This window comes from Chelatococcus composti, assembly GCF_014201415.1.
Taxonomy (GTDB): Bacteria; Pseudomonadota; Alphaproteobacteria; order Rhizobiales; family Beijerinckiaceae; genus Chelatococcus_A; species Chelatococcus_A composti.
On sequence record NZ_JACHEH010000005.1, the window covers coordinates 321,558 to 338,181 of the forward strand.

A 16,624-nucleotide genomic window follows, 5' to 3' on the forward strand; every position below is an offset into this window, starting at 1 on the left:
GGGATCATGCCCGATATCGAAGGGCCGCAGGCCGGCCGCATTGCGCAGGTCACTGCGCATCCCCTGCGCGTCGCACTGCCGACGGCGCAACGCACGTCGCAGGGCGACTGGGCGACGATCGAGCTCGTCGTCGTCGAGGTAGAGACAGACCAGGGGCTCGTCGGCTTCGGCGAATGCCTCGGCCGGCGCGGGGCCGCCGCCTATGCCCGCTTCATCGAGAGCGTTCTGGCGCCGCGGATCGCCGGCGAGGATGCGCTCGACCGGCGCCGGCTGTGGAACCTCATGCGCGGTGCGCTCACCGGCCGCGTCGGCGGCATGCTCGTCGAGGCCGTCGCCGGCGTCGACATCGCCCTGTGGGACATTGCCGGCAAGGCTGCCGGCATGCCGGTGGCCAAGCTTCTCGGTGGTGTGGGGCGCAGCGCCGTCCCGGCCTATGCCTCGTCCATCAACTGGTACGACGATGCGACGGTCGAGCAGGAGGTCGCTGCCGCGCTCGCGGCAGGCTTCCGCCAGATCAAGGTGAAGACCGGCCGCTCGGTGCCGGATTCGATCGCGCGCATCCGCCTCGTGCGCCGGCTCGCGGGGGATGCCGTTGGCCTCAGCGTTGACGCCAACTGGGCCTATGATCTCGACGATGCCGTGCGCGTTGGCCGCGCGCTCGAGGAATGCGGGTACGACTGGTTCGAGGAGCCGCTGCGGCCGGAGGACCGTGCCGGCTATCGCCTGCTGCGCGACAGGCTCGACGTGCGCCTCGCCGCCGGCGAGAGCGACTTCACTGCCGTCGACGCCCTGCCCATGCTGCAGGACCGGTCCATCGGCCTGATCCAGCCGGATGTGGCGCGGGCAGGGGGCATCACCGAGACCTGGCGCATCGCCGAGCTCGCCCAGAGCTTCAACGTCGCCTATGCCCCGCACGTCGGCTGGTCGGGCGCCATCTGCGTCGCCGCCAGTCTGCAGCTGGCCGCGGCTGCCGAGAACTGCCTCACCTTCGAGTGCATGGTCTATCGCAACCCGCTGCGCGAGGCGCTGCTGGTGGAGCCCGTCGGGGATCCGGCGACGATGGTCGACGGCGCGCTGCCCGTGCCGGCCGGCCCGGGTCTCGGCATCACCGTCGACCGGGCGGCGCTCGCCGCCCATCGCATCGCGGAGTAAGGCGCATGGCGGCCGTCTCGATCTCTGCGATGCAGGAGCCGCGCCGGGCATTGCCCTACGTCGCCCCCGCGCTCGCGCTGCTCGCCGCGGTCATTCTCGTCCCGGCGGTCTACGTGTTGTGGCTGTCCTTCCAGCAGTCGACCTTCGGCCGCGCGGCCACCTTCGTCGGCTTCGCCAACTACGCCAAGATCCTCGCCGACCCCTACTTCTGGCGGGCGTTGGGCAACACGGTCGTCGTGGTGCTCGTCGTGGTTCACGTCGAGGTCGTGCTGGGCCTTGCCATGGCAATGCTCTTCGTGGCGGGCCTGCCCTTCCGCAAGCTGCTCATTGCCGCCGTTCTCGCGCCCTATGCGGTGAGCGAGGTCGGTGCCGTCGTGATGTGGCGCACGCTGTTCGACCCCGACACCGGTTTCATGACGCGGGTGCTGACGGGCCTCGGCCTGCCGCCGCTCGAATGGTCGGTGGTGCCGAGCCACGGGCTCGCGCTCGTTGCACTGCTCAGCATCTGGCTGCACCTGCCCTTCACCTTCATCATCCTCTATGCCGCGCGGCTCGCGATCCCGAAGGAGCTCTATGAGGCCGCCGAGATCGACGGGGCAACCCCGTGGCAGAGCTTCCGGCGCATCACGCTGCCACTGCTCATGCCGGCCATCCTGGTCGCCATGCTCTTCCGCTACATCTTCGCCTACCGCCTGTTCTCGGAAGTGTGGCTGCTGACCCAGGGCGGGCCGGCACGCTCGACCGAGGTGGTCGCCGTCTACCTCTACCTCGAAGCCTTCCGATACAACGACTTCGGCGCGGCGAGCGCGACCGGATGGCTGATGGTGGTGACCTCGCTCATGCTCGCAGCCTTCTATCTGCGCCGGCTCTACCGGGAGATGTTCGCCCGTGCCGACTGACCGTGCCCGCTCGCTCTCCGGCCTCCTGCGCCTCCTCGGCAAGGCTGTTGCGGTCGCGCTGGTGCTCGCCTGGTCGCTCGGGCCCATCGCGCTCATCGTGACGGCCGCCTTCACCCCAGAGCGCGACATCTTCGCCACCGGCGTCGGCTGGCGGCCCACCTTCGAGAACTTCGTCGCCCTGTGGCAGCGCTGGGGAGACTTCTTCTCCGGGCTTGCCAACAGCTTCATCGTCACGGCGGGGGCGACGGTGCTCGCGGTGCTCGCCTCGACGCTCGCCGGCTTCGGCTATTCGCGCTGGCACAGCCGGTTCCTCTCGGGCTCGGTCTTCGCCATGATCGCGTTGCGCCTGCTGCCGCCCATCGTCACGACCCTGCCGCTGTTCCCCATCGTCAATGCGCTCGGGCTCAATGACACGCACGCGGTGCTCATCATCCTCTATGCCGCCTTCTTCGTCTCGCTCGGCACGATGGTGATGCGCACATTCATCGACCAGATCCCGCGCGAGCTCGACGAGGCGGCAATGATGGACGGGGCGAGCCAGGCGCAGATCTTCCGCCGCGTCGTCCTGCCCCTGTCGGCGCAGGGCATGGTCGCCGTCGCCATCTTCGTCATCGTCTATGCGTGGAATGAATTCCTGTTCGCCTTCATCTTCACAACGAAGAACGCCAAGACCGCACCCCTCGTGCTCTCCGAGATGATCGGTTCCCTCGAGGGCGTCGAATGGGGCGTCCTCTTCGCCGCCACCACCATGCAGCTCCTGCCGATCCTCGTCTTCGTCGTCCTGTGTCAGCGCCACCTCATCGAGGGTCTGACGGCGGGAGCCACCAAGGGCTGAGAAGGACCAATCCGATGACACCCGACCGCCATGAGATCGCCTTGGCCCTGCGCCTTGCCGACCCCGCCCTGTCGCGCTTCGATCCGCTGCCGCGCATCATCGCCTTCGACGACTTCGACCGCGGCTTCTGCGGCTGGACGCAGCTTGTCGGCAATTACGAGGACACGCTTGATGCCATGCATCCGGGCTACGCCCAGCACACGCAGGCCATGCTGTCGACCCTGCCCATGTGGGACTTCGGCAGCCACGGCGGCATCGACGGCAGCTATGCGCTGAAGATCGCGACGCGACCGCAGGCGGGCGCGCGCAACGTTGCGATCAAGCGGCTCACCTTCCGCCGGCGCGGGCCCATCCGGCTCGAGTTCTACTTCACCTTCAAGCCCGAGGCGAACGAGCTGAGCCTGTCGGAGACGGACGTGCGCTCCGTCGGCTTTCTCTACGACCTGCAGACGGGCGACCGCGATGGCGACGCCTGGCGCATCATGCCGCATCTGCGCTTCCTCAACGCGCTCAATGGCGAGCATGTGCAGAAGTGGCAGTTCAAGCGCCGCACCGAGCCCTTCGCGCCGGTCGGTTCCGCCAACAAGACGGTGACGCACTATCACCTGGCGCCCGAAGGGTGGGAGGACATCGCCGGCGGCGGGCAGAAGCTCTGCTACAACGAGATTCCGACCAAGGTGAACTGGCACTATTGCCGCTTCGACTTCGACCTCGCCACCATGCAGGCCACGGGTCTGGCCTGCAACGACCGGGAGCTCGACCTCGGCGGTTTCGACAGCATGCGCATTCCGGCCATGCGCAACCTCTGGTGCATGCTGAACCTCGCCTTCTTCGTCGAGACGGACGTGGACAAGCGCGCCAGCCTCTTCATCGATTCCGTCTGCCTGTCGGGAGATTTCTGATGCTGCGCGAAAGCCAGGCTGCTGTCGTCGCCCGCAACGAGGAGTGGCGCGGTGCGTCCGCCACCGAGCCTTACGAGGCCGGCTGGGCGAGCGAGGCCATCGTCTTCGTCCGCGCCCTTAAGGATGCGGTCGGCGCGCCGGGCCGGGCGCGCGTCGAGCTGTCGCCCGACGGCATGCACTGGGTGGCGGAGGGCACCGAGTTTCCCCTGCCGGTACGCGCAGGCGAGGTCACCTTCGCCCGCGTCTCGCATTTCGGCACGTGGCTGCGCATCGCTGCCGACCTGCCCGAGGGCGCCGCGCTCACCGTCCTCGTCACCTGGCATCTGAAGGCCTGAGCGGTGGACGAGAGTTTCCGCAACGAAGGGCGCGTCGCCCTCGTCACCGGCTCGAGCCGCGGCATCGGGCGGGCCGTCGCGCTCGGCCTCGCGCGCAGCGGTGCTGCCGTCGCCGTCCACGGCGCGCACGGGAGCAAGGCGCTGGAGGAGGCGGTGGATGAGATGCGCGCCGCCGGCGCGCGGGCGGAAGCCTTCGTCGCCGACCTCGCCGAGGCCGAGGCTTGCCGCCGCCTGCCCGAAGCCGTGGCCGCGGCTCTCGGGCCCATCGACATTCTCGTGCTCAATGCCTCGCTGGAGCTGCGCCGCGACTGGCTCGCGGTAACGGAGGAGGACATCGCCCGGCAGGTGGCGGTGGACCTTACGGCGAGCCTCCTCATCCTGCAGGCCGTGGTGCCCGCCATGGCGGCCCGCGGCTTCGGCCGCGTCATCGCCATGGGCAGCATCCAGGAGACGCGGCCCAACCCGCGCCTGATGGTCTATGCGGCGCTCAAGAGCGCGCAGACCAACATGATGGTCAATCTGGCGCGCCAGTACGCGTCGCACAACGTCACCTTCAACACGGTCTCGCCCGGCGCCATCGCGACCGACCGCAACGCCGCCGTCCTCGCTGATCCCGCCTACCGGGCCCGTGTTGAGGACGAGATCCCATCGCGGCGTATCGGCAGGCCGCGGGACTGCGTCGGTGCCTGCCTGCTGCTCGCCTCCGATGCCGGGGCCTACATCAACGGGGTGCGCCTGTTCGTCGATGGCGGCTGGCACGCCGGCTGACGGGGAGCTGGTCTTGCAGTGGACGGTGGCGGGGGACGTCGGGGACAGTGGCGCCATCGTCGAGGAGGGGTGACCGGGGACGTCCTCGCCAATCCGCAGCATCCGCACACGCGCTTTTTCCCCGGCCGCTTCATCGACAGGGGCCGGGCCGATTGCCCCGGCGGCGAGCCCACCTTCCCCGGCCCAGCCTGCGGCGGCGCCCACCCGAAAGGGCTGGCCGCTGCCCTGACGCGCCGCTGTTCCGGCTGTAAAATGGGCCTACAGGAGGGCCCCATGCCTTTTCTCAACCGAGTGGAAGCTGGGCGGCGGCTCGCCGATGCCCTGGCGGGATGGAAGGACCGCCATCCGGTCATCCTCGCGCTGCCGCGTGGCGGAGTGCCGGTCGCTGCGGAGATCGCTGCCCGCCTCTCGGCGCCGCTCGACCTCGTGCTGGTGCGCAAGCTCGGTGTGCCGGGGCGGCCGGAACTCGCCATGGGTGCCGTCGTCGACGGGGCGGAGCCCATCACCGTGCGCAACGAGGACGTGATCGCGACGGTCCGTGTCACGCCTGTGGCCTTCGAGGCGGTGCGGCAGCGGGAGCTCGCCGAGATCGAGCGCCGGCGCCGCTTCTATCTCGGGGCCCGTCCGCCCGTGCCGGTCAAGGACCGCTGCGTCATCGTGGTCGACGACGGCATCGCCACCGGTGCGACCGTGAGGGCGGCCCTGCGGGCCATTCGCCGCCGCGGCCCGGCGCAGCTCGTGCTGGCCACGCCGGTTGCCCCGCGCGACGTCATCGCCGATTTGAGCGAGGAGGCCGATGCCGTCGTATGCCTGGAGACGCCGCAGCCGTTCTGGGCCGTCGGTGCGGCCTATCTCGACTTCGACCAGGTGGGGGACGAGGCGGTGATCGCGACCCTCGCGCGCTTCCCGCCGGAGGGGGGCGGCCCCCTGCCGCCGTGAGCCCGTTCAGCTGCTTCCCAGCACCTGCCGGGCCCGCGCGAGGATCTCGTCCGGCGGGCCGTCGGCGTCGATGGCATGCCAGCCCGGCTCGGCGCCAACATCGCCCGTCTCGCGTGCAGCCTGCATGGCGACGACGCGCGCGTCCGCATCCGAGGCATCGCCGCGGCGGGCCTCGACCCGCGCCGTGAGCCGCGCGAGTGGGGCCGAGAGCCACAGCCCGGCGAAGGGGACGCCGGCTTCGGCCGCGAGGGCCGCGGCAGTGGCCCGCTCATGCCGGCGCTGATGCACGGCATCGACGATGACCGGCCAGCCTGCGGCGAGCACCGTGCGCGCATCGCGATACATCCGCTCATAGACTGCGGCGGACGCTGCCGCGTCATAGGCGCTGTTGGGCAGGCGCTCGGTTTCCGCAACCCCGAAGAGCTGCTTGCGGATGACGTCACTGCGCAGGTGCACGGCGCCCGGCGGGCCGCCGATGAGCGGGGCGAGGGCTGCGGCGAGCGTGCTCTTGCCGCTGCCCGAAAGGCCGCCGATGGCGACGAGCCGCGGCGGCGCACGCGTGAGGACCGCTTCGGCGAGGCTGAAATAGCGGCGGCAGTCCTCCAGCGCCCGCTCGCGCCCGTCGGCCTCGAGATAGGCGAGCCCGGCAACCGTCACCTTCGCCCGGATCGCGGCGCGTATGCTGATGAAGAGCGGCAGCGCCGCAAGACCTGCAAGGTGCGCCGGCTCTCGGCTCTCCACGAGATAGCGGTTGAGGAGGAGGTTTGCCTCGCGCCGCAGGCCCTTTTCGATCAGGTCCATGAGCAGGAAGGCAAGGTCGTAGAGCACGTCGGTCGTCGCCAGCGCCTCGTCGAACTCGAGGGCATCGAAGAGGCGCGGCTTGCCCTCGATGAGGACGATATTCCTGAGATGCAGGTCGCCGTGGCAGCGACGCACATGGCCCTCCCGTCCGCGCTGCATCAAAAGCCCCCTCAGGCGCTCCAGCGCGTCGAGCGACTGGTGCGTCAGACGCTCAGTGCGCTCCGGCGGAAAGAGGGTTGGATGTTCCAGGAGGCTCGCCCCGTTCTCCGCGATAACGGCCCGGAGCGAGCCGGCGGAATCGACATCACGGCGGACGGATGCGCGCGCATGCGCTTCGGCGACCGCGCGCGCCATCGCGGCGACGATGGCCGGCGCCAGTTCTCCCCCGGCGGCCAGGCGGTCCAGCGTCCTGGTTTCGTCGAAGCGGCGCATATGCACCGCCCATTCCACCACCGTGCCTTCGCCGCCGAGTTGCAGCGTGCCATTGCGACGGACGATGGGGACGAGGCCGAGATAGATGTCCGGCGCGCCGGGGCGGTTGATGGCGATCTCGCGCTCGCACGCGACGCGGCGCTTCTCCAGCGTGGAGAAGTCCATGTAGGGGAAGCGCACGGCGCGCTTGATCTTGTAGGCGTCGTTGCCCGCGAGAAAGATGATCGCGCCGTGCGTGTCGATGCGCTTGACGGGCCAGTCGAGCCCGTGACCGCCCGGCGAGGCGAGGAAGCGCAGGGTCTCGTCCTGCGCTTCGGCGACATGCGAGAGCGGTGTCATCCTGCCTCGGTGAGTGATCAGGCTGGAGGTTCAGTGCTCCGTCCGGACCACCTTGTCCTCGGCCTTGCGCATGAGCGTCGCGAACTCTTCCGTATAGTCCGTGATCGCCTGCTGGGCAAAGGCCGTCTGCCGTTCCACCGCCTCGGGCAGGCCGTGGCAGCGGCCGATGTCGTGCCAGAACGAGGCCTGGGCTTCAAGGCGCCGGGCCATGAAGTGCAGCATCTCCGTGCCGATGGCTACGGGCAGATCGAAGGTCGAGGCCTTGAGCCAGAGCGGGAAGGCCTCGAACGGCCACGGCATGCCGTTGGCGTCGGGACGGCGCGGATGCGTGGCCTGCCTGTCGATGGTCATCGTCTCTCCCTCCCTGTCACTCTGCGAATGCTTGCGCGCGCGGTTGGCCGCGTCGTTGACAGGGATCAAGCGTGTCTGAAAAAGACGGCCACTTTCCGGCTCGCGACGCCCGCCGGAGCGGTCGTCAGGCGGCGAGTATGTGCCCCTTTGTGACGAGAAGCGCCAAGATCCGATCCGCCTCCTGCTCGGGCGTCTCGCTGGAGCCGTCGAGGCGCAGGTCAGGTGCCTCGGGCGGTTCGTAGGGAGAGCCGACGCCTGTGAAGTTCTCGACGAGGCCCTGGCGTGCCCGCCGGTAGAGCCCCTTGGGATCACGCGCGGCGCAGACGTCGAGCGGCGTGTCGACGAAGATCTCGTAGAATGGCACGTCCCTGGCGAGCGCGCGGGCATTCGCCCGGTCCCTGGCGTAGGGCGCGATGGCGGCCACGATGGCGATGAGGCCCGCATCGGCGAGGATGTGTGCGACCTCGGCAAGGCGCCGCACGTTCTCGGCACGCTCGGGCGGCGAGAAGCCGAGATCGCGATTGAGGCCGTGGCGGACGTTATCGCCGTCGAGCACATAGGCGTGGCAGCCGGCTGCGGTGAGCCGGCGCTCCAGCGCATTCGCCACTGTCGACTTGCCGGCGCCCGAGGGGCCAGTGAGCCAGAGGATGGCCGGCTTCTGGCGGCGGGCGGTCGGCCGGTCGGCCGTTTCCGTGTCGAAGTTCTGCCAGTAGACGTTGGCTGCAGCGTTGACCGCCTCCATCACCATGCCCGCCGCGAGGGTCTGGTTGGTCAGGCGGTCGATGAGCAGGAAGGAGCCGAGCGAGCGGTTGTCGTCGTAGCGCTCGACCACCACCGGGCGGGCCGTGGCGATGGATGCGGTGCCGATGTCGTTCGTCTCCAGCATCGTCGCCGGGTCTTCCACCAGGCGCACGATATCGAGCCGGTTGCGCAGGGCGGTGATGCGGCACGGCACGAGATCGTTACCCAGCCGCATGAGCAGCTCCCGGCCCGTGGCGAGCGGCATGTCCGAAAGCCAGACGAGGCGCGCGACGAGGTGATCCACGGCGGCTGGCGGGTTCTCCGGGCAGGCGAAGACCGTGCCGCGGCCGGCCTCGATCTCGCGGTCGAGCACCAGCGTCACGGCCTCGCCAACTCCTGCCTCCTCCAGATCGCCGTCGAAAGTGACGATCCGCGTGATACGGCTCGGCTGTCCGCCGGGCAGGGCGACCACCGTGTCGCCGCGCCGGACGCGGCCGCCGGCAACCGTGCCCTGGTAGCCGCGGAAGTCCAGGTTCGGCCGGCAGACGCGCTGGACGGGAAAGCGCAGGCTGCCACAGCTCGGTCGCACGGGTGCGAGCGTCTCGAGGAGGCTGAGCAGCGGCGGGCCGGCGTACCACGGCATCGCCGCGGCGGGGTGGACGACATTTTCGCCGAGGGCCGCCGAGACCGGAATGGGATGGACGACAAGGCCGAGGCTGTTCGCGTGGCTGCGGAAGGCATCCACGATGGCGCGGAACACCTGCTCGTCATGGCCGACGAGGTCCATCTTGTTGACGGCGAGTACGATGTCGCGGATGCCCATGAGGGTGGCGATGGCCGCGTGCCGCCGGGTCTGCGGCAGAAGGCCCTTGCGCCCGTCCACCAGCAGCACGGCCACGTCACACGCCGAGGCGCCGGTTGCCATGTTGCGCGTGAACTGCTCGTGGCCGGGCGCGTCAACGACGATGAAGCTGCGTCGCGCGGTTGCGAAATAGCGATAGGCCACGTCGATGGTGATGCCCTGCTCACGCTCGGCCGAGAGGCCGTCAAGCAGCAGGGCATAGTCAAAGCCACCCTCGCCGCTGGCAGCGGCGACGGCTTCCATCTGGTCCTCCGGGACGAGGCCGGCGTCGGCCATCAAGCGCCCGAGCAGGGTCGACTTGCCGTCGTCGACCGCGCCGCAGGCGAGCACCTTCAGCAGATCTTGTTTCTCGACTGGCGGGACGGCCGCCACGGATGGCTCGGCAATACGCACTCAGAAATATCCTTCCATCTTCTTGGCCTCGATGGACTCCGAGCGCTCGCCGTCGATGAGGCGTCCGGCACGCTCGGAGCGGCGCGTACCGTGAAGTTCCGCGATCACGGCATCGAGGGTTTCGGCATCGGACCGGATTGCGGCCGTCAGCGGGTAACAGCCGAGCGTGCGAAAGCGCACGCGCATCATCTGCGGCACCTCGCCCGGCTCCAGCGGCAGGCGGTCGTCGTCCACCATGATGAGGTTGTCGCCGCGGCGCACCACGGGCCGTTCGCGCGCGAAATAGAGCGGCACGACGGGGATCGCCTCGGCGCGGATGTAGGCCCACACGTCGTGTTCGGTCCAGTTGGAGAGGGGGAAGACACGCATCGTCTCGCCCTCGACGAGCTGCGTGTTGGCGAGCCCCCAGGGCTCGGGGCGCTGCATCTTGGGGTCCCAGCGGTGGCCGGGAGCGCGCACGGAGAAGATGCGCTCCTTGGCGCGGCTCTTCTCCTCGTCCCGCCGCGCACCGCCGATGGCGGCGTCAGCGCCGAGACGATCGAGAACTTGCCGGAGCGCCACGGTCTTCATGGCGTGCGTATAGAGGCCCGCGCCATGGGTGACGGGCGACAGGCCGGCAGCGAGGCCCTCCTCGTTAGTGTGGACGACGAGATCGAGACCGAGCGCGCGCGCCTGCTCGTCGCGGAAGGCGATCATCTCCCGGAACTTCCAGGTGGTGTCGACATGCACGACCTTGAAGGGGATGGGCCCCGGATAAAAGGCCTTCCGCGCCAGGTGCAGCAGGACGGAGGAATCTTTTCCGATAGAGTAGAGCAGGACCGGCCGGCGGAACACGGCCTCGGTTTCCCGCAGGATATGGATGGCTTCGGCCTCCAGCATGCGCTGGTGGGCGCTGAGCCCATGACGACCGGCGAGGCGAAGGGAAGACGGGGTGCTGGGCGCAGCGTGCATGGTCCGGCAATCAGATCAAGAATGAATCGAAAATGACGCAAACAAACTGGCGAATTGTGTAGCCTCTGGTGCGCTCACAGACAAGCTCCTTCAGATGCGGCAGTGGGAACGTGTCGCCGGAAGGGCGAAGGATTGACATTTTATCCCAGAATAGGTCTAACATCCTATATTGGACTGAGCGCCGGGGTCGCCGTGACCATTGTTGCCGAAACCACCGCCAATCTGAAACTGCCGTACATCGCCGCCGGGCAGGCGCAGAAACACGTGACGCACAACGAGGCGCTGCGCATGCTCGATGCACTGGTGCAGCTCGCGGTCAAGGACAGGGAGCGGACAGCTCCTCCGGACGAGCCTGCCGAAGGTGCGCGCCACATCGTGGCTGCGGGGGCGACGGGTGCCTGGGAAGGCAAGGATCATCACGTCGCCGTCTTCGTGGATGGCGGCTGGTTCACCTTTGCGCCGGAACCGGGTTGGACGGCCTATGTGACCAGCGAAAGCCGCCTGTGCGTCTGGACGGGAACGGAATGGGCCGTCGTCGAGAGTGACCCGCCGACCGAGCTGCACGATCTCGTCGGGCTCGGCGTCGGCACGCGGCCCGATGCGGCCAATGCCTTCGCTGCCAAGCTGGAGAATGCCCTGTGGTCGGCAAGATACGCGGGCGAGGGCGGCAGCGGCGGGCTGCGCATGGTGCTCAACAAGGAAGATCCCGCCGACACCGCCTCGCTCATCTTCCAGACCGACTGGTCGGGGCGGGCCGAGATGGGCCTTGCCGGCAGCGACGACTTCACGATCAACGTTTCGTCCGACGGCTCTGTCTGGACGACGGCGCTGCGGATCGACGCCGCGAGCGGTGCGGTGACACTGCCTCGGACGCGGCTTGCATGCGGCCTGCGCAACCTCCTTATCAATGCCCGTGGCCTCGTGAACCAGCGCGGCTATGTTGCGGGCACGGCGGCGACGGCCAATGGCCAGTACACCGTCGACCGTTGGCGGGTGGTGACCGCGGGCGAGGCGCTGTTCTGGAGCGAAGGTGACGGTTTCCGCACCTTCACCGCGCCGGCCGGTGGCGTCGAGCAGGTGGTCGAAGGCATCAATATCGTTGCCGGCACCTACGTGCTCTCCTGGGTCGGCACGGCGAGCGCCAGCGTCAATGGAGCGCCCGTGGCAAACGGAGGCACAGTGGTGCTGCCCGGCGGGGCGCAGGCCACCGTGCGCTTCTCCGGCGGAACCTTCGCACTGCCGCAGCTGGAGCGCGGCACGGTGCCGACGGAATTCGAGGTGCGGCCGTTCGGCCAGGATCTTGCCATGTGCCAGCGCTACTACGAGAAGTCCTACAATCTCGGCGTCAAACCGGGCACGCCGAGCCAGGCCGGGCGGCGCAACCAGACGACCTTCCAGATCGCGGCAGTGCACCGGGCCGACATTCCCTTCCGCGTCGTCAAGCGCGCGGCGCCCGTGGTGACGATTTACAATCCGACCACGGGCGCGGCAGGGCAGGTGCGTGCCTACCCTGATGCAGACCTCTCCATCGGCGGCATCTACGTGCAGGGCGAGGCCGGCTGCATGATCGACTTCGCGGCGAGTGCGTCGACGCAGGTCGTCTTCTGGCACTGGGTGGCCGAAGCCGAACTTTGAGGCACTTGCCGTTCAGGGGTAGACGGCCTCAGAGCTCGGTCTCGAAGCGCGAGTTCTCGATGACATGCCCCGCGATGGCGACGGCCGTGCCATGCCGCTTGGCCCAGGTGGCGAAGTCGCTCACGAACCGGTCGTGGCTGTCCCGGGGAATGGCGAGCAGGTTGCGCTCTTCCGGGATGGGGATCACCGCATAACCGACGGAGGCGAAGAAATCGCCGAGGCGCGCCTCTGCCTGCTGGTTGAGAAACTCGCAGATGAAGGCGGGGCGGCTGGTGGAGATGATGGTCCGCGCCCCTTCCAGCACCTCCGGCTCGACGCCCTCGACGTCGATCTTGACGGCCGCGATCGGGCGCTTGCTGATCCCCTCGAGCTGCGGCGCATTGAGGAAGTCGGGGCGGGTCGGCTGCAGAATGTGGTCGAGCGGCACGGCCTTGACCGTTTCCGTATGGTCGGGCGCGCCCTTCTGTGCGATCGACTCGCCCGAGCAGAGGCTGAAGAAGCCGTACCTGTGCGGCAGCGTCAGGATTTCCTCGCGTTTCCATGCCGCCAGGTGGCAGGGGACGATGCGCGGATTGAAGGCGTTGAGCTGGATGTTGTAGACGAGCCGCCCGAACGTCACCGACGAGGGCTCGAAGGCCAGAGAAAGAAGATCGCGACGGGCTCGCACTGTCAGCAGCGAATAGAGGCCAGTGTAGGCTCCCACATCGAGCACCATCGCATTTTTCGGCGCGTTCTCGACGAGGAAGAGCCAGTAGGCAAGCGTTTTCTTCTCGTCGAACGAGCCCTGTCGCATGGCACCGAGCAGGTTGTCATCCTCGCCCCACGGGGCCGTGATGCTGTGCATCGTGATGCCGTGCCCGTTGACGGTGACGGCCGAGTTCTGGAAGATAATTTTTTTCATGGCCGATCCCTTGCTTGTGGTGGAGGTAGGCGGGGCCTGTCGGAGACGATTTCCGGCAATCATCCAGGCGTGAGGCGTGTTCGAAAGAGCTTGTTCGACCTCGCGGTAATTCTTGATGGATTCGGTGAGACTCCTGGGCGCTTGCTTCACGAACGAGGGCTTGCGCTTCGTGATCGGGTCCGTCCCGAAGGCGCGCGCGATCGCGTCCGCGTGCTCGCGGGCCAGCAGCCCCTCGGCATCGAACATGTCCCCATAGTCGAGGGTGACGAGCGGCCGGTGGCCCTTGAGCCATTGCTCAATCATTTCCAGCTCACGCTGCTTATCGTCGATGAAACGCAGCAGTCGCGGAACGTCGACGACGGCAGAGCGGATCTGTACGGCAGCCGCATCGGTCGCGTGCCAGACCTTGTTGGCGGTGGCGAGGAGGCCGGAGACGAACACCTCCAGAAAGTTGCGGCGCGTCAGGTGAATGATCGGCGCGCCCTCGGCCCGTGCGTATTCGAGGAGCCACGGGCGACCGATGGGCGAGTGCCAGTGCTGGTTGAGGCTGTGCAGGCTGTTGTACTTGACGTCGGGCAGGAGCGTGCGGCCCTCCTCGGAGAGTGTCGCCAGGAAACGCTCGAAGTTTCGGGGCGCGGCCTCCGCGAGGGCATTGCGTGGATCCTCTCGGATATAGTCAAGAAGATGTGTGAAGTAATTGTGGCGGTCGCCAATGCCTCCCGGATGGAAAATCTCGCCGAGATAATAGAATTGCGGGTGATTTTTCTGATCCAGTACGCTGCCCAGCGCTCCGGTGCCGGAGCGCTGGGTGGCGATGAGAAGGCCGAATGGAGGGGCCATACTTGTTCCTTTAGCTTGGTCGAAAGCCCTGCGGCTCGAGCTGTCAGATGAGGTTCTCGTTGAACCAGAGCTCGACACGTTCGAAGGCGAGCCGGCAACCCTCCTCGCCCTGCGGCAGCCTTGCGATGAGGAGAAGCCGGTCGTTGCCCCGGCTCGCACCGTAGGCGGAGAGTTCGATCAATACCTGCCGGCCGGGGCCGAGCGTATGCCAGGCGCTCAGGGCGACGTCGTCGGCCGCATCGTCGCCGTTGAGGTGGGCGAGGATGCGCTCCGTCGCGGTGTTGCCGCGCGCCAGGGCAATGGCGGCCTCGACCCCGCCGGTGTTCTCGTCGAGATTGCGCACATGGGCGGCGATGCGGCCGAGCCGGCGGTGTGGGCCACGCAGCTCGCCGATCGTCAGCTCCCGCGCGATGGGGCGCAGGACGATGCCTTCGCCGTCGCCGTGCCATTGCACTGGTTCCCAGTCTCGCACCCGCCCGCCGGGATGGATGCGCGAAACCGCCCGCAGATGCTCGCCGTGCCATGACAGCGGCCGGTCCGGACCATCCCCGGGCGGCTGCACCGGGTCGAGGCTCAAGAGGCGGGCCGACATCCCGGCGGCCATCGCCGCCGCGTCCATGAGCCCGGCCGAGATCTTCTTGGTCGTCTCGCGCCGGCCGGCGATGAAGGCGTCCATCGTCGCCGCGACCATGGGCAGGACCAGGATGTTCTCGCCCTTCAGGGCGCATTCGCGCGCGAAGACCTCGAACCACAGGTCGCCTGCCTTCGGATCGAACGGAACACGCGCCGGCAGCTCACGTCGCAGCAGGCAGAATGGCGGCACGATGCGGCTCGAAAGGAGCGCCGTCGAAGGCGCCTCGCCCGAGTAACCGCGCAGATAGTCGCTTCGCCCGGTGCGCGCATCGACGAGTTCGACATGGCCGCCGACGAGGGCGAGATTTGGATCGCGCGCCATGGCGGCGAGCGCGGCGGTGACGAAGCCCGGTGCAGCCTCGAAGCCGAAGGGATAGAGCAGGACCACCTCACGCTCCGTCGCGGCCAGCCGGCGCGACAGCATCTCGGGACACTCGTTCTTGCCGGAGGTGAACACGGCCTGCCAGCCGTGGGCCGCGATGCGGCGCGCCTCCGGCCCGTCCGGCGAGAAATCCGCCCGCGGCAGGAGGAACTGCACGGCGTCCTTCCCGCTTTTCACGTCGAGCTCCACACCGAGATGGAGTACGGTGTCAAAATGGCGCTCGAACTCAGCGGGAGAGCGAATGCCGTGGCAGACGACCGTGACGCCCGGCCGCTCCTTTGCCGTTGCGGGATTTCGGCGGGCAGGCCATGCCTCCGGGCGCAACCAGTAGGGTGTGTCCGGCGTCACGCTGACGGGGGCGGAGGGGCGCCATTCGAGAGCCTTCTCCATCGCATCGGCGAGGCCCTCGACGGAGCCGTCGAACAGCAGGCAGTTCTCTTCGTCGCGCCAGCGCGAGGTGGGGCCGAAGGCGGGGCAGCGCCCGTTGAGAATGACCTTGCAGCCCATCGTGCTCGCCTCGAAGGCGAACAGGCACAGGCTCTCGTAGTCGGACGGCACAACCACGATGGAGCGGGCGAGGTGGCTCTCACGCTCGGCGGCACTGGCGCCGAAGAGGAACACGATCCTGTCCTTGAGCGCATCCGGAACGAGCGCGCGCAGGCCCGCGATATAGGCTTCGTCCCAGCCATAGGATACGAGCCGGAAGGAGCCGGGATGGTCCGGATGCCGTTCGAGGAAGAGGATCGCGGCGCGGATGAAAAGGTCCGGTCGCTTGCAGGGCTGCAGGCGCGAGGAGAAGATGAAGTCGACGGGGGCAGGCTCGATCGTCACCGACCGGTCGCCATTGTCGAGGAGGATGGGCGGGAATTCCAGCTGCGAACGCCCGCGCCAGCGCTCGGCGAGTCCGTAGTGAGCCTCGTTGAGGGCCAGCACGGAACGCTCGTGAGCCACAATGAGATCCGCATGCGCCAGCAGATGGCGCTCGGCATCGAAGAAGATGCCAAGGGAATGGCCGGGATGGTGATGGAAACGTTCGGCCCGGTATAGCACCCCCTGGGTGGAGTGGATGCGGGCAGCGATGAGCGTGCGGGAGAAGGCAAGGCCGGCGCGCTTCGCCTCGATGCTCGCCACGGCCCAGCCCCCGAAATCCGGGAACTCTATGATGTCGAAGGGGGCGCCCCGCTTGCGCTCGGCAGCGAGAAGGCCCTGATAGTAGCGATAGGAGTTGGCCTGATACCACTCCAGCGTCCAGGGGTGAGATTCGGCACGAGCGAGGAGCTGGGCCATCAGGTCCGGCCGGCTGCCGAGGGCTGGGCACACGTGCACCTGTGCCACCCCGTCGAAGGTTCCGCTGAGCAGCATCGCCGCATCGGGCCGGCTCGACAGCAGTTCCGGCGGCACGAGAAAATGGATCTCTGCCGGGAAACCCATCATCTCGTTGTATCGGGCGAAATTGTAAAGCATCCGTCCGATGCCGCCGGGCCCGAGCGGATAGAGCTCGTTGGTGACGAAGCAGATTGCCGGCTTCGACAT

The 16,624-nt window shown here is 68.1% G+C and carries 14 protein-coding genes; 8 read left to right on the forward strand and 6 right to left on the reverse strand.

From position 1 onward, the window contains the following. The first annotated feature begins 6 nt into the window (after positions 1-6). From HNQ73_RS12745 to HNQ73_RS12775, 7 genes are all read left to right on the forward strand, one after another. Positions 7-1,152, forward strand: a complete 1,146-nt coding sequence (locus tag HNQ73_RS12745; RefSeq protein WP_183335241.1) for a mandelate racemase/muconate lactonizing enzyme family protein — start codon at positions 7-9, stop codon at positions 1,150-1,152. Positions 1,153-1,157: 5 nt separating this feature from the next. After that, the gene (locus HNQ73_RS12750; RefSeq protein WP_183335242.1) at positions 1,158-2,051 is read left to right on the forward strand and encodes a carbohydrate ABC transporter permease; all 894 of its coding nucleotides are present in this window, start codon (positions 1,158-1,160) and stop codon (positions 2,049-2,051) included. Beyond that, positions 2,041-2,886, forward strand: a complete 846-nt coding sequence (locus HNQ73_RS12755) for a carbohydrate ABC transporter permease (RefSeq protein WP_244650172.1) — start codon at positions 2,041-2,043, stop codon at positions 2,884-2,886. Before HNQ73_RS12750 ends, HNQ73_RS12755 begins: the two co-directional genes overlap by 11 nt. A 14-nt stretch (positions 2,887-2,900) precedes the next feature. Beyond that, positions 2,901-3,788, forward strand: a complete 888-nt coding sequence (locus HNQ73_RS12760; RefSeq protein WP_183335243.1) for a DUF6772 family protein — start codon at positions 2,901-2,903, stop codon at positions 3,786-3,788. Then, entirely contained in the window at positions 3,788-4,123 is a 336-nt protein-coding gene (locus HNQ73_RS12765; RefSeq protein WP_183335244.1) for a hypothetical protein, read from the forward strand. The genes HNQ73_RS12760 and HNQ73_RS12765 overlap by 1 nt, the downstream gene beginning before the upstream one ends. Positions 4,124-4,126: 3 nt before the next feature. Next, on the forward strand, positions 4,127-4,891 hold the full coding sequence (locus HNQ73_RS12770) for an SDR family NAD(P)-dependent oxidoreductase (RefSeq protein WP_183335245.1): 765 nt from the start codon (positions 4,127-4,129) through the stop codon (positions 4,889-4,891). Between the two features lie 273 nt (positions 4,892-5,164). Next, positions 5,165-5,830 carry a phosphoribosyltransferase gene (locus HNQ73_RS12775; RefSeq protein ID WP_183335246.1) on the forward strand — a complete coding sequence of 222 codons (666 nt, stop codon included), beginning with the start codon at positions 5,165-5,167 and terminating at the stop codon, positions 5,828-5,830. 6 nt (positions 5,831-5,836) lie between these two features. Here HNQ73_RS12775 and HNQ73_RS12780 read toward each other — a convergent pair whose 3' ends face one another. The 4 genes from HNQ73_RS12780 to cysD all read right to left on the reverse strand — a co-directional run bounded on the left by HNQ73_RS12780 (position 5,837) and on the right by cysD (position 10,700). Further along, positions 5,837-7,402 (reverse strand): bifunctional aminoglycoside phosphotransferase/ATP-binding protein, encoded by a 1,566-nt coding sequence (locus tag HNQ73_RS12780; RefSeq protein ID WP_183335247.1) that lies wholly within the window; start codon positions 7,400-7,402, stop codon positions 5,837-5,839. 30 nt (positions 7,403-7,432) lie between these two features. Beyond that, positions 7,433-7,753 carry a phasin family protein gene (locus tag HNQ73_RS12785; protein WP_183335248.1) on the reverse strand — a complete coding sequence of 107 codons (321 nt, stop codon included), beginning with the start codon at positions 7,751-7,753 and terminating at the stop codon, positions 7,433-7,435. Positions 7,754-7,877: 124 nt separating this feature from the next. After that, on the reverse strand, positions 7,878-9,749 hold the full coding sequence (cysC, locus tag HNQ73_RS12790) for an adenylyl-sulfate kinase (protein WP_183335249.1): 1,872 nt from the start codon (positions 9,747-9,749) through the stop codon (positions 7,878-7,880). After that, complete coding sequence (gene cysD / locus HNQ73_RS12795) at positions 9,750-10,700, reverse strand: sulfate adenylyltransferase subunit CysD (protein WP_183335250.1); 951 nt, start codon at positions 10,698-10,700, stop codon at positions 9,750-9,752. A 192-nt stretch (positions 10,701-10,892) separates the two neighbouring features. On the opposite strand from cysD, the gene HNQ73_RS12800 reads away from it, so the two are divergent. Next, the gene (locus HNQ73_RS12800) at positions 10,893-12,335 is read left to right on the forward strand and encodes a DUF2793 domain-containing protein (RefSeq protein WP_183335251.1); all 1,443 of its coding nucleotides are present in this window, start codon (positions 10,893-10,895) and stop codon (positions 12,333-12,335) included. Positions 12,336-12,363: 28 nt separating this feature from the next. Here HNQ73_RS12800 and HNQ73_RS18185 read toward each other — a convergent pair whose 3' ends face one another. Together HNQ73_RS18185 and HNQ73_RS12810 are read right to left on the reverse strand one after the other, a co-directional pair. Next, positions 12,364-14,154, reverse strand: coding sequence for an FkbM family methyltransferase (locus tag HNQ73_RS18185; RefSeq protein ID WP_183335252.1), 1,791 nt, complete (start codon positions 14,152-14,154; stop codon positions 12,364-12,366). Then, positions 14,120-16,624, reverse strand: a complete 2,505-nt coding sequence (locus HNQ73_RS12810; protein WP_183335253.1) for a glycosyltransferase family 4 protein — start codon at positions 16,622-16,624, stop codon at positions 14,120-14,122. Before HNQ73_RS12810 ends, HNQ73_RS18185 begins: the two co-directional genes overlap by 35 nt.

What these genes read in the sequence shown, in the direction of transcription:
- HNQ73_RS12765 (WP_183335244.1), top strand. Translation starts at nt 3,788, where the DNA reads ATGCTGCGCGAAAGCCAGGCTGCTGTCGTCGCCCGCAACGAGGAGTGG.
- cysD (WP_183335250.1), bottom strand. Translation starts at nt 10,700, where the DNA reads ATGCACGCTGCGCCCAGCACCCCGTCTTCCCTTCGCCTCGCCGGTCGT.
- HNQ73_RS12750 (WP_183335242.1), top strand. Translation starts at nt 1,158, where the DNA reads ATGGCGGCCGTCTCGATCTCTGCGATGCAGGAGCCGCGCCGGGCATTG.
- HNQ73_RS12760 (WP_183335243.1), top strand. Translation starts at nt 2,901, where the DNA reads ATGACACCCGACCGCCATGAGATCGCCTTGGCCCTGCGCCTTGCCGAC.
- HNQ73_RS12775 (WP_183335246.1), top strand. Translation starts at nt 5,165, where the DNA reads ATGCCTTTTCTCAACCGAGTGGAAGCTGGGCGGCGGCTCGCCGATGCC.
- HNQ73_RS12745 (WP_183335241.1), top strand. Translation starts at nt 7, where the DNA reads ATGCCCGATATCGAAGGGCCGCAGGCCGGCCGCATTGCGCAGGTCACT.
- HNQ73_RS12810 (WP_183335253.1), bottom strand. Translation starts at nt 16,624, where the DNA reads ATGTCGAAGCCGGCAATCTGCTTCGTCACCAACGAGCTCTATCCGCTC.
- HNQ73_RS12780 (WP_183335247.1), bottom strand. Translation starts at nt 7,402, where the DNA reads ATGACACCGCTCTCGCATGTCGCCGAAGCGCAGGACGAGACCCTGCGC.
- HNQ73_RS12785 (WP_183335248.1), bottom strand. Translation starts at nt 7,753, where the DNA reads ATGACCATCGACAGGCAGGCCACGCATCCGCGCCGTCCCGACGCCAAC.